11 protein-coding genes are annotated in these 15691 nt (G+C 54.4%); 4 read left to right on the top strand and 7 right to left on the bottom strand.

Going from position 1 to position 15691, the window contains the following annotated elements; genetic code table 11:
* The 7 genes from DUT67_RS16045 to DUT67_RS16015 are packed head-to-tail and all read right to left on the bottom strand — an operon-like array spanning position 1 to position 9071.
* Positions 1-1737, bottom strand: coding sequence for an NADH-quinone oxidoreductase subunit C (locus tag DUT67_RS16045; protein WP_113632280.1), 1737 nt, complete (start codon positions 1735-1737; stop codon positions 1-3).
* Positions 1724-3328, bottom strand: coding sequence for a hydrogenase 4 subunit F (locus DUT67_RS16040; protein ID WP_113632281.1), 1605 nt, complete (start codon positions 3326-3328; stop codon positions 1724-1726). The genes DUT67_RS16045 and DUT67_RS16040 overlap by 14 nt, the downstream gene beginning before the upstream one ends.
* Before the next feature lie 4 nt (positions 3329-3332).
* The gene (hyfE, locus tag DUT67_RS16035) at positions 3333-3983 is read right to left on the bottom strand and encodes a hydrogenase 4 membrane subunit (protein ID WP_048259215.1); all 651 of its coding nucleotides are present in this window, start codon (positions 3981-3983) and stop codon (positions 3333-3335) included.
* A gap of 12 nt (positions 3984-3995) precedes the next feature.
* Positions 3996-5453: a hydrogenase 4 subunit D gene (locus DUT67_RS16030; protein WP_113632328.1), complete on the bottom strand. Its 1458-nt coding sequence runs from the start codon at positions 5451-5453 to the stop codon at positions 3996-3998.
* Between the two features lie 18 nt (positions 5454-5471).
* The gene (locus DUT67_RS16025) at positions 5472-6422 is read right to left on the bottom strand and encodes a respiratory chain complex I subunit 1 family protein (protein WP_113632282.1); all 951 of its coding nucleotides are present in this window, start codon (positions 6420-6422) and stop codon (positions 5472-5474) included.
* Between the two features lie 10 nt (positions 6423-6432).
* Positions 6433-8448 carry a hydrogenase 4 subunit B gene (gene hyfB, locus DUT67_RS16020; RefSeq protein ID WP_113632283.1) on the bottom strand — a complete coding sequence of 672 codons (2016 nt, stop codon included), beginning with the start codon at positions 8446-8448 and terminating at the stop codon, positions 6433-6435.
* A 2-nt stretch (positions 8449-8450) separates the two neighbouring features.
* On the bottom strand, positions 8451-9071 hold the full coding sequence (locus DUT67_RS16015; RefSeq protein ID WP_048259218.1) for a 4Fe-4S dicluster domain-containing protein: 621 nt from the start codon (positions 9069-9071) through the stop codon (positions 8451-8453).
* Positions 9072-9611: 540 nt separating this feature from the next.
* Between DUT67_RS16015 and hydN the strand changes: the two genes are divergently transcribed.
* The 4 genes from hydN to DUT67_RS15995 are packed head-to-tail and all read left to right on the top strand — an operon-like array spanning position 9612 to position 15652.
* Positions 9612-10157 (top strand): electron transport protein HydN, encoded by a 546-nt coding sequence (gene hydN, locus DUT67_RS16010; protein WP_048259219.1) that lies wholly within the window; start codon positions 9612-9614, stop codon positions 10155-10157.
* A gap of 56 nt (positions 10158-10213) precedes the next feature.
* Positions 10214-12364, top strand: coding sequence for a formate dehydrogenase subunit alpha (fdhF, locus tag DUT67_RS16005; RefSeq protein WP_048259289.1), 2151 nt, complete (start codon positions 10214-10216; stop codon positions 12362-12364).
* A gap of 11 nt (positions 12365-12375) precedes the next feature.
* Positions 12376-14664, top strand: coding sequence for a carbamoyltransferase HypF (gene hypF / locus DUT67_RS16000; protein WP_223254612.1), 2289 nt, complete (start codon positions 12376-12378; stop codon positions 14662-14664).
* Positions 14630-15652: a HoxN/HupN/NixA family nickel/cobalt transporter gene (locus tag DUT67_RS15995; protein WP_113632285.1), complete on the top strand. Its 1023-nt coding sequence runs from the start codon at positions 14630-14632 to the stop codon at positions 15650-15652. Before hypF ends, DUT67_RS15995 begins: the two co-directional genes overlap by 35 nt.
* Positions 15653-15691 lie beyond the last annotated feature (39 nt).

Here is a 15691-nt window from a genome sequence, read left to right as displayed (position 1 = left end):
TCATTTCAGCGGCGAATTCTTACGTTCAATGCTGTAACGCTCGATCTCTTTGTAAGGCACCGTAGTGGATTTGCGTTTTTTAATGTCCACCAGCGTAACGCGGTCGGTGCATGAATAGCAGGGATCGAGACTACCGATAATAAGCGGCGCATCGGAGATGGTGTTACCGCGCAGCATATAGCGCAGTACCGGCCAGTTGGCGTAAGTTGCCGCGCGGCAGCGCCAGCGGAACAGTTTCTGGTTGTCGCCTAGCATGCTCCAGTGCACGTCTTCTCCGCGCGGGGCTTCGGTATAGCCCAGTGCGAACTTATACGGTCGGTAGGTAAAGCCTTCGGTCAGCAGAGGGCCTTCCGGCAGGTGAGCCAGACCAAACTCCACCATAGATAAGGATTCCAGCGTCTCTTTCACCCGCACCATTACGCGGGAAAACACATCGCAGCCGTCCAGTGTGAACAGCGTTTTCGGCAGCGCGCTGTAGCCTGCGTAATCATGGTCGAAACGCATATCGCGGGCAAAACCACTGCCGCGAATCATCGGGCCAACCGGGCTGTAGTCACGCGCGATCTTACGATCCAGCAGGCCGATGCCTTGGGTACGTTGCTCCATATTGGGTGTGTTGAGCAGCATATCGACCAGTTGGGTCACTTCGGCCCGCATTTCCTGGACCAGTTTGATTCCTTTCTGGCGCTGTTCTTTCAGGATGTCGCGGCGGATACCGCCGATCAGATTGAGTCCGTAGGTTTTCCGCGCGCCAGTTAGCAACTCCGCCAGCGCCATGGATTTCTCTCTGACTCGGAAGAACTGCATAAACCCAGTATCGAAGCCAATAAAGTGGCTGGACAACCCAATATTGAGCAGGTGGCTGTGCAGGCGCTCCACTTCCAGCAATATACTGCGGATAGCGTGAGCACGCGGTGGCACGTAGATGCCCAGCGCGTTCTCCACCGAGGAGGTATAAGCTACGCTGTGCGCGAAACCACAGATCCCACATACCCGGTCAGACAGGAACGTCACTTCGTTATAGCCCATGCGGGTTTCCGCCAGTTTTTCCATGCCGCGGTGGACATAGAATAGGCGGTAGTCCGCATCGACAATACGTTCTCCGTCAACAAACAGGCGGAAGTGGCCCGGTTCATCGGAGGTAATGTGCAGCGGACCGACGGGGACGATCCGTGCCTCGCTGCCGCCTTCATTTTTAAATTGATAGGTTTCAGTTTGGGTCGTTGGCTCTGGGCGTAGCCGATAGTCCATGGTGTCTTTACGCAGCGGGTAGAGATCGTCGGGCCAGTCATCCGGCAGCACCAGACGGCGTTCATCCGGTAGCCCGATGGGTATCAGGCCGTACATGTCTCGAATTTCGCGCTCCCCCCAGACGGCGGCGGGAACTCGCGGGGTGACGGAGGGGAATTCCAGCGTCAGGGGATCCACATACGCCTTAACCACGATCCAGCACTTCTCCCCCTGTTCCATGGAGAGCGCATAATAGACCGCGAAATTACCGTTTAATGTTCGTTCGTCGTTGCCAAACAGCACAGGTAGCCAGCCGCCTAACGGGTAATAAATAAACTCTACGACGTCTGGCAGCGACTCGGTTTTTATCGTAATAGTCAGTTGATCGTGAGTTTGCCACTCCTCATCGAGTACCGCCGCCGGGAATTTTTGGCGAATTTGCGCCAGGTAGTTCCCCCCCAGTTTTTGGTCGCTCTGAATGGCCCTGACGTGATTATCGTAAGTCACTTTTCTCTCCTGATGAGGTATTAACAGCACGGCGGCCAGCGGTACTCACGGAACCACTTGCCCAGGGCCAGGTGTAATGCGGCTGTACGGCACGGCTGTCGCGTTGCAGCACGACGCTGGCCGCGTTTTCGAGCATCTGTACTACCGGATGTGGAATGTAGGTTCCCATGATCAGCATGAGCACTAGCAGGATCGCCATGGGCAAGGTGGTGAGAAGCCCGAGTTCACCTCGGCTGACCTGCTGCGGTGCGGAACCAAAAATGATGGCCGAGATCATGCGCACCAGCCCTCCCATCACCAACGTCAACAGCAGCAGTAGCACGATGGTTAGCCAGACATGATCGGCGCTTAGTGCAGCGACCACGGTCATGAATTCGCTCAGGAATAGGTTGAAAGGGGGCATTCCACCCAGCGCTAGCGCACCGCCAGTCATCAGTACGGCGGAGAAGGGCACGACGTTCAGCATGCCTTTGACGACGGTAATATCACGCGTGCCGTATTTCAGCAGGACATTACCTGAACCGCAGAACAGCAGGGTTTTTCCCAAACTGTGGTTTAGTGTGTGAAGCATCGCCGCCAGCACGCCCAGCGGGCCGCCAATCCCCAATGCCACGGCAATGAGCCCCATATTCTCTACCGAGGAATAGGCCAACAGACGTTTTATGTCGGTTTGTACCAGAATAAAGAATGCCGCGACTGCAATGGAAAGCAGGCCGAAAACGATAAGCAGTGTGCTGGTGAAACGGCTGCCGATGGTGCCGTTAATAATGATGTTGTAGCGGAGAATGATCAGTAATGCGCAGTTCAACAGCACCGCAGAGAGTAGGGCGCTGACCGGACTTGGCGCTTCGCTGTGCGCATCTGGCAACCAGGCGTGCATAGGAAACAGGCCTGCTTTAGTACCAAAGCCAATCAGAACAAACACGAACGCCAATTGCATCAATACCGGATCCAATAGGGAGGCATGTTGCAGAACATCGGTCCAGAAAATGGCGTCGTCTGGGTTGGCCAGAATGTTGGTGGCGTTGGCGTAAACCAGAATAGTACCGAACAGGCCAAACGCGACCCCGACGGAACAGATGATAATGTATTTCCACGCGGCTTCTAGAGAGGAACGCTGATTGTAGGTACCGACCAGAAAGGCGGAACTTAACGTGGTGGCCTCAACCGCTGCCCACATCATAATCAGATTATTACTGGTGATGGTCAGCAACATGGTGAATATGAACAGATGGAAGAAGCCGTAATAGTTGCACAGCCCGGTAACGGACACCTCGCCATCGTCCACTTCATGGCGCATATACCCGATGGAGTACAGCCCTGTAATAAAGCTGACTATACCGAGAATGGCCAAAAACAAGAGGCTCAGGGCATCCACATGCAACCATTTATGCGCGGCCAGAATGTCACCGTGATAATAAATCAGGGAAACCACCCACAGCGATTCGACTAACAGCGCCGCAATCCCGATAGCATGCAGTGTCGTGACCAATATTCGTGCGGCAGATCCCGCCAGATGGCAGCTAAAATTCAGCACGGAGATCCCGAGTGGTGTCAGCAGCAGCAATAAAAGTACAGATGTATCGCTCATCCTGTTACCCCTTCAGCGCGGTCAGTTGGTCGACACTCAGCGTATTGAGTGTGCGCCAGATCTTACGGGCCAGTATCGTCATGATGATGACGGCAAAGATTGCGTCAGTGGCGATACCAATTTCCACCAGCTCTGGTGCCTTATTCGCCAGCAGAGCGAGGGTGAGGTGCGAGCCGTTCTCCATCAGGCAATAGCCAAATACCTGTTTAAGGATGTTGCGCTGTGTGACGATGCAGAGCAGGCCTACCATAAAATGGCCCAGCGAAACCGCCAGCGCCGGTTTCAGCGTTGCAAGCAGCGGTAGCTGAACGGGTTCAGCGACAAACCAACACAGAATGACGATGGCGGCGGCGAGGATCATCAGTACCGGAAGGCTTATCACACTGCCTTCGTGGGCAGGATCGCGCATGGTGCGAAACGCGAAATACAGGATGGCGGGGACGAGTACAACCTTCGTAAAAAAGGCGCTAATGGCCCATGTCCTCAATTCGTGGGCGTCCAGCGTATAAGACAGCGTTAAAAACAGCAGTACCAGTATCAGCGCCTGAAGTGAATATAGCCAACAGGATGCCGTAGGACGTTTTACGCCGATGACCATCAGCGAGGTGAACATCATCAGCCCCGCCAGATTATTGACGATAAGTGAACCGGTCATAATCAATCTCCCTTATCCAAGCCAGATTACGGCAATGACGCTGGAACAGAACGACATCACGATCAGTACCAACAGTACCAGTCGCATCGTTATGGGCAGCGGTGAAGCCTGAACCAGTTCTTCACTCGGTTCTCCGGGGACAACCTGGCCGAACCAGTAGATAAGCCAGGCGAAGCTGGCGACAGACTCGATCAGCACCAACACCATCAGCGGCGTCATTACCCAGAATTCGTGAGACATGGCGAACCCTGCTGCAAAGATGGGGAATTTGCTGAAAAAGCCGTTAAGCGGCGGAACGCCAGCGATAGCCAGTGCCGCGATACAGAAACCGATACCCACGACGGGCATTTTGTTGATCACGCCGCGTAAACGCGGTAACAGGCGGGTGCCGCAACAGTAGCTGAGGGAACCGGCCACCAGGAAGAACAGGCTCTTCGCAAAGGCGTGGTTGAAAATGTAGGCAATCCCACCCTCAAAGGCTTCACGGGAGCCAAAAATGGCGATGGACAAAGCAAGGAAGATGTAACCCAGCTGGGTGATGGTGGACCACGCTAACAGGCGTTTCATATCTTTCTGCGGCAGGTACATCAGGAAACCGTAGACGATAGTCAACGTGGCCATGCCAATGCCTACCCAGCCAATCACCAGCGGGATATGCCCAGATTCAACAATCGCGCGGGCATAGATATAGACCCCGACTTTCACCATTGAGGCGGCGTGCAGATAGGCACTGACCGGCGTCGGTGCTTCCATGGCATCCGGTAGCCACGCCTGCAACGGCAACTGGGCCGATTTGCCCCAGGCCGCGAACAGAATGCCGCCGAACACCAGCAGCGCCGGGGTGCCGCTTAGCTGAGACAAGGCAATCAACGCAAACGTACCCGTTGAGATAAATAGCATGGCGGCGGCAATAAACAGGCCCAGAGAGGCGACGTGGGTTATCAGCAACGCTTTCAACGCTGAGCGCTGTGACTTCGCCGTCTGATAGTAGCCAATCAGCGCCCACGAGCAGCCACCCGTTATTTCAAAAAATAATAACTGGCCGAGGATCGTGGAGGACATGACCAGCCCAACCATGGCACCAATGAAGATCAGCAGGAAAGCATAATAGCGGTTGGTCCCCTCATGCGGATGTTCTCGGTTGCCTGTATTCAGATAGCCGATTGAATAGAGACTGACCAGTAGACCGAGGAAGACGACGGCAAAAACGATCAGCGTACTGATGCGATCGACCGTAAAACCAAACAGCGCCACGTTGCCATAGCTCAGAAGAGGAAGCGTAACGGCTACTTTCCCGTGTTCCAGGAAGCTCCAGCCCAGAATCAGAGTGCCAAGCGTCGCCAGCAAAGCGAACCCTGTGCAAAGCCATTTCGCGCTGTGCTTCGGCGAACATGCCGTCAGCAACGCGCCAATAAATGGCAGTAACAACGTTGCGAGGGCCGTATTGGTCATAAAGGATGAACTTTCCATCATGATGTTTCAGACTCCCTACAGACCGGTCAGATAAAACACAAATGACAACGTGGCAACGCCAAACCCTATCCAGGTGACCCGGTGGGTCAGCAGGAAGCGTCCGCGAGCCAGACTGTTTTCAAATAGCGACGCCAGTACAAAAATCACCAGCAGTTTGATAAGCATCAGGACAAGCGCTAGCACCAGAGAGCCTGCGGTGATCTCCGACGCTTTACCGAATGGCATGAACACCGCCAGAAACAGTGCGGCAACCACCACCTGCTTTAGGCCAATGCCCCATTTCACCAGCGCTAAAGCACAGCCGGAGTATTCGGTCAGCGGCCCTTCCTGCAATTCCTGCTCCGCCTCTGCCACGTCAAACGGGATTTTTCCCATCTCGATAAAACTGGCGAAGCCGCAGGCCAGCAGCGCTAGCAGCGTAGCCGTTGGTGAGCTCCAGGCGTCCGTCAGCGTGGCGCTGATAGTCCCGATGTTCGTGGAACCCGCTATCAGGGCGACAACCAACAGGCCAAGAATGAGTGTCGGTTCAACCAACACGCCCAGTGTTAGTTCACGACTGGCACCGATACCCGCGAAGGTGCTGCCAGTGTCGAGACCGGATAGGGAAAAGAAGAAACGGAACAGCGCAAACAGATACAGTAGGGTGATGATGTCACCCGCACCGCCAAAGGGCGACGTACGGGTCAATACCGGTAGCGTCATTGCTATCAATAACATGCTACTCAGCAACACCCAGGGCATCGCGCGAAAGATGATGCCGGATTGCGCCGGAGCGACGTCCTGACGTCCGAGCAGTTTGACTATATCGCGGTAGTCTTGCCAGATACCCGGCCCACGGCGTGAGTGCATGCGGGCGCGGATCTGGCGGGAAATACCGGTAAATAAAGGTGTCAGTAACAAAAGTATCCCTGCCTGTATCAGCGCAAAGATGCCCATCATTAGTGACGGAGTTTCTTGCATCGTCATGATTTCTCCCTCACACCGCGACAATCAGCAGCAGTACGGTCAGTGCTGCAACTACGTACAGACAGTAGAGACGGAAGTCGCCGCCCTGTAATCGCTGTAGCTGTGCGCCAATACGCCGTACCAGACGCACCAACGGGTAAATGATTTTTTCATCCCAAAACGGCTCGGTGATGGTGGCTCCCTGAGTGATACCTTGCAGCGCTCTGGATAGCTGAGGGGCTGGGTTAAGCCGCTGGCGCATGCGATAGAGCCCGCCGAACATCGCGCGCAGAGGTTGCGTAAAGCCGCTGGCCGAGACGGCCATCTGCGGTTCCCAGGCGTAACCACACGCCCATGGGTCACCCTGGCGGCGAAACGCGGGACGATTACCTTTCAGGAATAACCAGATCAAGAGCGGCAGCACCGGCAACGCGATGAGCAGGATAAAGACGAGTGCCGGGGAGAACATCGCCTGCTCGGCCTGAGCCGGAATCAGCAAGTTTCCCTGCGCGACTGCCACATCCTGAGCACCGCTCAGCGACATCGCAACCTGAGCAATAATGGGCGCTACCTTGCTTGCACCAAGGCCTAGCGCTACGCAGCACAGTGCCAGCAGCAACATGGATAACGTCATTTGCCACGGTACTTCTCGGGCCTGACTGGCTTCCTCGCTACGTGGCGCGCCGCAAAAACTCACGCCATAGACTTTGACGAAGCACATCGCGGCTAATGCCCCCGTGATGGCCAGCATCACAATGGCTACGGGGGCACTGAGGCGCATGAGAACATTGCCGTCGTGGCTCATGCTGAACAGTGACTGGTAGGTGTACCATTCACTGATAAAGCCATTGAGCGGCGGCAGGGCGGAGATGGACATGCAGCCAATCAGAAAGGCCAATGCAGTTTTGGGCATGAGTTTGCCGAGGCCGCCCATTTTTTCCATATCACGGGTATGCAGGCGGTAGATGACGGCACCCGCGCCTAAAAACAGTAGCCCTTTAAACACGGCGTGATTCAGCAGGTGATAGAGCGCGGCCAGCAAGCCGAGCGTCGCTAATACCTGATGCTGAGTGGCGATACCGACCATCCCTACGCCAACACCCATCAAAATTATCCCGACGTTTTCGACGGTATGCCAGGCTAGCAGACGCTTAATGTCGTGCTCTGCCAGCGCATACAGCACACCCAGTACGGCGGAAATGGATCCGAACGCCAGTACCACAATCCCCCACCACAGCTGTGGTGCTGCCAGCAGATCGATACCCACTTTGATGATGCCGAAGATACCTATTTTCACCATGACGCCGGACATCAACGCGGAGGCGTGAGACGGCGCCGCTGGGTGGGCGCGCGGCAGCCAACTGTGCAATGGCAGCATGCCCGCTTTGGCACCGAAACCGAAAAAGGCCAGCAGGAAGACGACCGAGGACAACACTGGAGAGAGCGATAACCGGCGGAATTCCGCAAAATCCAGGCTGCCGCTTTCTCTCCACATGAGGAAGAACGCGATCATAATCAGCACCGAACCGGCATGGGCAATAAAGAAGTAGAGCAGACCTGCGCTGACGGATTCACGATCCTGTTCAGAAATAACCAGAAACCAGGAGGCTAGCGACATGGCTTCAAACAGAATAATGAAGTAGAACGCATTATCCATCACGACCAGACCCACCATGGAAGCGATAAACAGATTCATAAAGCCCCCCATACTGCCGGCACCTCGTCCTATATATTCACGGACATAGGCGATGGAGTAGAGCGAGCAGACTGTGACCAGCAGCGAGATGACCGTCACCATAAAGGCGGCCAGCATATCGAGACGCACAGTAAAAGCAGCAAAGTTAAATAGGCCCTGCGTAGCGTATAGCTGAATCTGCCCGCTCAACAATACGGGTACGGCGCTGCATAACCCCAGTACGCCACCGCAGATAGCGGTAATGGCGGCGATGATGATTGATGCATTTTCTTTGCGCGCCATAAGCAGGGATAACACGGCGCCTGTGAGGTAACAGATCGCTGACCACTGAAGCAACTGAAGTGAATCCATGATTATTCGCCCCCTTCCTGCTGCACGGACATGAAACCCCGTTCATGAAAGGATGACAGCAGGGTTTTCAAACGTCTGGACTGGCTGTTGGTGCTGATGGATTGGCTATCCACCAGAGAGATGGATTTGGTCGGACAGACCCGGATACATTCAGGACCCGTATCTTGGAAATCACACAGATCGCATTTCACCGCGATGGCGCGAATACCGGCGTTCCAGGCGATAAAAGGGTTAGTACCGGGCGCGCTACCGGGAACGTCACGCAGCAGCGCTTCGGGAATCCCGTTTTGTAGCAGAGTTGGGGTATTAACCGACGTGCTGCCGGACGGAGTAATTGCGCCGAAAGGGCAAACCAGCCCGCAGAGTTTACAGCCGATGCACAGACTTTCATTCAGCACAATGGCGGCGTTTTCATGCGTAATAGCATTGACCGGACAGACGCGGGCGCAGGGAGCATCTTCGCACTGGCGGCACATTAACGGGGCCGTTTTATCCTCGGTTTTCACCACGGTTAGCCGGGGGAGTCCCTGTAGCCCCTGCGCTTTATGTACTGACGTACATCCGGCCATGCAGGTATTACACCCGATACAGAGCTCGGGGTCCGCAATAACAAAGCGGTTCATGTTCAGTCCTCAGGTTCAGACGACGGAAAGTAAATCATCACCTGCACCATAAGCACAATTCGTACCATTATTTTATTTTGTTTTTATTCAATTAGTTATGTTTTATTTGAGCGAGAAGTGCCGCGAGTGTCGAACCTCATACCTTGAATATCGTCACTTTTGTCTACGCGTGTGACAGTGGAAAGTGAGGGGCGATTGCTGAGGGAGTGGCAAAACGGTGGCGTGGTTTCCCTTAGCCGGGAAGTACAGAAAAACGCTGCAAAAATGTGAAGATAAATAAAATCTGCCTGACAAGCATCAACGTTTTCACTCCTGGACTATGAATAATCACATAAAGAATATGGATATTGGTTGGGATGAATCAGGAGCCTATTCTTTGCTTGTATTCTTGTGTCTCGCATCGTCATAAGTGTCGAAATCGCTAATTTTGACAATGTTATTTAAAAAAACATATTAAAAACAGATTGTTATTGATTGGCGCGTTTTATGCATACCTGACTAAGTACGATTAAAAAAATAACCTCGTAGTCGGAGAATATGATGAACCGTTTTGTCATTGTTGATTCGAGCAAATGTATAGGCTGTCGCACTTGCGAAGTGGCCTGTGTCGTGTCGCATCAGGAAGCGCAGGATTGCGCCTCCCTGACGCCGGAAAGTTTTTTACCCCGCATTCACGTCATCAAAGGGGCGAATGTTTCAACGGCCGTCATGTGTCGGCAGTGCGAAGATGCCCCCTGTGCCAATGTCTGTCCGAATGGGGCGATTACGCGTGAAAAAGATTTCATACATGTCCAGCAGTCACGCTGCATCGGCTGTAAAACCTGTGTTGTTGCTTGCCCCTACGGTGTCATGGAAGTGGTTTCCCGCCCGGTGATGAAGAAAAGGATCACCGGTGAACCGTTCCTGTCATACAAGGTGGAAGCCAACAAATGTGACCTTTGTAATGGTCATGTGGAAGGCCCTGCATGTATCAACGTCTGTCCGACGAATGCCATTGTCTGTATTGACCGAGATAAGCTGGAATACATGAACGTCGAAAAACGTCGCCGTGCCGCGCTCAATTCGATTGAAATCCTGAATTTCTGATGATACCTGACTTCGGTCAGGCCCGAATTCTTTCACTTTTAACAGGCCTGTTATTAATGAAAAAGATCACTAGCGTATGTCCGTACTGCGGTGCGGGTTGCAAACTCAAACTTGTTGTTGAAGACAACAAGATTATCCGAGCCGAAGCGGCTGACGGCGTCACGAACCAGAATGAACTGTGCCTGAAAGGGTACTACGGGTGGGATTTTCTCAATGACACCCAACTGCTGACTCCCCGCCTAACGCAACCCATGATCCGCTATGAGAAAGGGGGGCGACTGACTCCCGTTTCCTGGGACGAAGCTATCCGCTATACCGCACAGCGTTTTAGCGAGATTAAAGCGAAATATGGCCCGCGCTCCATTATGACCACGGGGTCATCACGCGGGACGGGTAATGAAACAAACTACGTGATGCAGAAATTTGCCCGTGCGGTGCTCAACACCAATAACGTGGACTGCTGCGCACGCGTTTGTCACGGCCCTTCCGTGGCGGGGCTTCAGGAAGTACTGGGTAATGGTGCGATGAGTAACTCCATCAGCGATATCGAAAACTCTAAATGCCTGCTGATCTTTGGTTACAACAGTGCGGACTCGCATCCGATTGTAGCTCGTCGCGTGGTGAAGGCTCATCAGAATGGGGCCAAAATCATCGTTTGCGACCCGCGCCGTATCGAGGCAGCGCGTATTGCCGATCAGCACCTCCAGTTGAACAACGGTAGCAACATGGCATTGGTGAATGCGTTCGGCTATGTCCTGCTGGAAGAGAAACTCTACAACCAGCACTATGTTGACCGTTTTACCGAGGGGCTGGACACCTACCGTGAAATCGTCAAGGACTATGCGCCGGAAGCGGTCGAACATCTCACCGGTGTACCGGCGGTGGATGTGCGCCAGGCAATGAGAACCTTCGCGGCTGCGCCATCAGCGACCATTATGTGGGGAATGGGTGTCACCCAGTTCGGTCAGGCTGTTGATGTTGTTCGTGGGCTGGCGGGGCTGGCGCTGTTGACCGGTAATTTAGGTCGTGAAAATGTGGGCGTCGGCCCGATTAGAGGCCAGAACAATGTACAGGGGGCCTGCGATATGGGGGTACTACCGAACATGTTCCCCGGCTACCAGTCTGTAACGGATCCTGATGTCCGCGCGAAGTTTGCCGATGCCTGGGGAATTTCACCGGCGGTGATGGATGACAGCATCGGAACCCGCATCACCGAAGTGCCGCATATGGCGCTGGAAGGGAAAATCAAAGCCTACTACATCATGGGAGAAGATCCTTTACAGACCGAGGCCGATCTCAGTCTGGTTCGTAGAGGGGTCGAAGCGCTGGATTTTCTGGTGGTTCAGGACATCTTCATGACTAAAACCGCTGAAGTGGCTGATGTGCTGCTGCCAGCTACCTCTTGGGGTGAACACGGCGGCGTATTTACCTGTGCGGATCGTGGGTTCCAACGTTTTGAAAAAGCGATTGAACCGAAAGGCAATGTAAAACGTGACTGGGAGATTATCAGCCTGATCGCCAGCGAAATGGGTTACCCGATGCATTATGCTGATAACCAGCAGATCTGGGACGAAATGCGTAATCTTTGCCCGTTGTTCTATGGTGTCACCTACGAAAAAATGGGCGATATGGGCCATATTCAGTGGCCGTGTCCGACGTTGGATCACCCCGGGACGCCCTATCTGTATCAGGATAGCCACTTTGATACACCGACCGGCAAAGGCAAACTGTTTGCCACGCAGTGGCGTGCGCCAGCGGAAGTGCCGGATGACGCGTACCCGCTGGTGTTGTGCACCGTTCGTGAAGTCGGGCATTACTCCTGCCGTTCCATGACGGGTAATTGTGCTGCGCTACAGGCGCTGGCAGATGAGCCGGGGCGTGTGCAGATGAACCCGCAAGATGCGAATCGACTGGGGATTAAGGATAACAATCTGGTCTGGGTCAGTTCACGACGCGGTAAAGTGATTAGTCGTGCTGATATCAGCGAGCGCATCAATAAAGGCACTATCTACATGACCTACCAGTGGTGGATCGGTGCCTGTAATGAATTGACTCAGGACAATCTGGATCCGATATCCAAAACACCGGAAACCAAGTACTGCGCGGCGAAGGTGGATGTGATTGAGGATCAACGCTGGGCGGAAGACTTTGCCAGTACGTCCTATAACGATATGAAAGCCCGCTTGCGCGCAGCCGTGGCGCATTGAGGCAAGGGGACATGCGGGGCGCAATGGATAACACGGGCGTGGTGCTGAGTATTCGGGGCAAGGTTCAGGGGGTTGGCTTTCGCCCCTGGGTCTGGCAACTGGCGAAACAGATGCATCTGTATGGCGATGTCTGTAATGATGGCGCTGGCGTGCAGATTCGTCTGATATCGGCACCGCAGGCGTTTATCCATGCGCTTCATACACAGTGTCCGCCGCTGGCGCGTATTGATGTGCTGGATCAGTCTGTCATGTGCTGGAAAACGTTACCGACGGATTTTACCATTCGCCCCAGCCATGGCGGCACCATGAATACCCAGATAGCACCGGATGCCGCTACCTGCCCATCTTGTCTCGCTGAAATGAACGATCCGGCGCAGCGGCGCTATCGCTATCCCTTCATTAACTGCACTCACTGCGGGCCGCGTTTTACCATTATTCATGCCATGCCCTATGACCGCCCGTTGACGGTGATGGCGGAGTTTCCGCTTTGTCCAGCCTGTGAGTCGGAATACCGTAATCCCCGAGATCGGCGTTTTCACGCCCAGCCTGTGGCCTGCCCAGATTGCGGCCCCCATGTCTTTTGGCAGACGGTTGATCGACGTTGTGAGGGCGAAGCGGCCCTTCAGGCTGCGGTAGCGATGTTGAAGGCCGGGGGAATTGTTGCGATCAAGGGGATTGGCGGCTTTCATTTGGCCTGCGACGCCCAAAACGATGAGGCTGTCCGGTTGTTGCGTTTGCGTAAACACCGTCCAGCGAAACCGCTGGCAGTGATGATAGAAAACGCCAGCGGCCTGCCCGAGTTGACGGTAGCGCGGTTAAGCAGCCCAGCAGCGCCAATTGTTCTGGTAGACAAGCGGATAATTGGTTCCCTTAGCGAGAACATCGCCCCTGATCTGAATGACGTGGGGGTTATGTTGCCATCTAACCCATTACAGCACCTGCTGATGCAGGATATCGGACGTCCGCTGGTGATGACGTCTGGAAATCTTAGTGGGCATCCTCCGGCGCTAACCAATGAACAGGCGTTGAGTGAACTGGCTGGTATTGCCGACGGTTGGCTAATGCACAACCGGGATATTACCCAGCGAATGGACGATTCGCTGCTGGATACGCGCGGCATGATGATACGACGAGCCAGAGGGTTCGTACCGGATGCGATCGCCTTGCCTTCTGGCTTCAAGAATATCCCGCCTATGGTGTGTTTGGGGGCGGACCTGAAAAACACGTTCTGTCTGGTGCGCGGCGAGAGTGCGGTATTGAGCCAGCATCTGGGTGATTTAAGCGACGATGGCGTTGAATCGCAGTGGCGCCGTGCGTTTGATCTGATGTGCCGGGTTTATGACTTCACGCCTCAGCAGGTCGTGGTGGATTCCCACCCCGGCTATCACTCTCTCCGATTGGGGCAGCAGATGGCGTTGCCGTGCCATTACGTTTTGCATCACCACGCCCATATTGCCGCTTGTCTGGCTGAACATGGCTGGCCGTTGGACGGAGGAACCGTTATTGGTCTGGCGCTGGATGGCGTGGGAATGGGGGCTGAAGGGCAGCTTTGGGGCGGAGAGTGCCTGAAGGTGGATTACCGCGTCTGCGAGAGATTGGGCGGGTTGCCACCGGTCGCTCTGCCGGGGGGCGATCTAGCTGCACGGCAGCCGTGGCGCAATTTGCTGGCGCATTGCCTGGCTTTCGTTCCTGACTGGGAGACTCTACCGGAAACGGATAGCGTTCGCCGTCATCCTTGGGGGCCTCTGGCCAAAGCGATCGCACGGGGGATCAATTCTCCTACTGCATCGTCCGCTGGGCGGCTTTTTGATGCCGCGGCAGCAGCGCTGGGATGTACGGCCGAGGTTCAACGCTATGAGGGAGAGGCGGCTGGGCGGCTGGAGGCAATGGCTACGCGGTGTGGCGGGGTTGAGCATCCGGTGACGCTGCCCTGCGTTGCGGGTCAACTGGATATGGTGACCTTCTGGCGGCAGTGGTTGAACTGGCGTGCGGAGCCAGAAGCCAGAGCATGGGCGTTCCATGACGTGCTGGCAACCGGGCTGGCTTCTCTGGTCCGTCATCATGCACAACGACTGAATATCGATACCGTCGCCTGCGCGGGCGGTGTGTTCCACAACAGGCTGTTATGTCAGCGGCTGGTGTCTCGTCTTGATGGCCTTAACGTGCTGTTACCTACGCGACTGCCTGCTGGCGATGGTTCAATTTCTTTGGGGCAGGCGGTGATAGCCGCCGCACAGTTACAATCGACTATAAAGGATAAACTTGATGTTACTTCCCGTTCTGCGCAACCATCCCCGTAGCGCGATGCTGTTAATATTGCTGTTGTCGGCAAATCTTGTTTCATGGTGCTGGGCACTGGTTGTGTTCCAGAATAATGGTGCACTGATAGCGGCCTGTTTGCTGGCCTGGTCTTACGGTTTGCGGCACGCGGTGGATGCCGACCATATTGCCGCGATTGATATCGTTACCCGTAAAATGATGCAGCAGGGACAGCGCCCGTTAGGGGTAGGGGCCTGGTTTTCACTCGGGCACTCAACGATTGTGATCTTGGCTACGGTGGCGATTGCGGCGACAGCGGCGGCGTTTCAGAAAGATATCGAGTGGTTCCACGATGTCGGCGGCATTATCGGAACATCGATTTCTGCCTTTTTCCTGTTGGCGATGGCGCTGGTGAATCTGGTTATTTTGCGCGGCGTCTGGCGAAATTTCCGGGCCTTAAAACGTGGTGAACCGCTGCAAAACCGTGATGAGATGGGCGCTTCTGGCGGGATGATGAGTTGGCTTTTCCGCTCCACCTTTCGGATGGTCGATAAAAGCTGGCATATGTATCTGGTCGGTTTTTTGTTTGGGTTGGGCTTCGATACCGCGACGGAAATTGGTGTACTCGGTATCTCCGCTGCCAGCGCCTCTCTCGGTGTATCCATCTGGTCAATTCTCATCTTTCCAGCCTTATTCGCCAGCGGTATGGCGCTGATCGATACCTTGGACAATATCCTGATGGTAGGCGCATATGGATGGGCATTTAACAAACCACAGCGCAAACTGTATTACAACATGACTATCACCGGCGCTTCGGTGGTAGTGGCTCTATTTATTGGCGGTCTTGAGGCTCTGGGGCTGCTGGTGGATAAGTTTGATTTGCAAGGCGGGGCATGGACTGTGGTCAGCAGTCTCAATGATAGCCTTGGCAATGCCGGCTTTATCGTGATTGGTATATTCGTTGTCTTCTGGTGCGTATCAATGCTGATTTATCGCTGGAAAGGCTATGATTCATTGGTGGTAAGCTAGTATCGCTTGTTCTACGTGGGTTGCATTTTTTGCCAACCG

Source organism: Pectobacterium peruviense, assembly GCF_003312355.2.
GTDB classification, from domain to species: domain Bacteria; phylum Pseudomonadota; class Gammaproteobacteria; order Enterobacterales; family Enterobacteriaceae; genus Pectobacterium; species Pectobacterium peruviense.
This window is presented reverse-complemented; position numbering and strand designations above follow the sequence as displayed.

Bases quoted from the DNA above. Each gene is read 5' to 3' on its own strand.
- DUT67_RS16030 (WP_113632328.1), bottom strand. From the start codon at position 5,453: ATGGAAAGTTCATCCTTTATGACCAATACGGCCCTCGCAACGTTGTTA.
- hyfB (WP_113632283.1), bottom strand. From the start codon at position 8,448: ATGGATTCACTTCAGTTGCTTCAGTGGTCAGCGATCTGTTACCTCACA.
- DUT67_RS15995 (WP_113632285.1), top strand. From the start codon at position 14,630: ATGTTACTTCCCGTTCTGCGCAACCATCCCCGTAGCGCGATGCTGTTA.
- hypF (WP_223254612.1), top strand. From the start codon at position 12,376: ATGCGGGGCGCAATGGATAACACGGGCGTGGTGCTGAGTATTCGGGGC.
- DUT67_RS16040 (WP_113632281.1), bottom strand. From the start codon at position 3,328: ATGAGCGATACATCTGTACTTTTATTGCTGCTGCTGACACCACTCGGG.
- hyfE (WP_048259215.1), bottom strand. From the start codon at position 3,983: ATGACCGGTTCACTTATCGTCAATAATCTGGCGGGGCTGATGATGTTC.
- DUT67_RS16015 (WP_048259218.1), bottom strand. From the start codon at position 9,071: ATGAACCGCTTTGTTATTGCGGACCCCGAGCTCTGTATCGGGTGTAAT.
- DUT67_RS16025 (WP_113632282.1), bottom strand. From the start codon at position 6,422: ATGACGATGCAAGAAACTCCGTCACTAATGATGGGCATCTTTGCGCTG.
- fdhF (WP_048259289.1), top strand. From the start codon at position 10,214: ATGAAAAAGATCACTAGCGTATGTCCGTACTGCGGTGCGGGTTGCAAA.
- hydN (WP_048259219.1), top strand. From the start codon at position 9,612: ATGAACCGTTTTGTCATTGTTGATTCGAGCAAATGTATAGGCTGTCGC.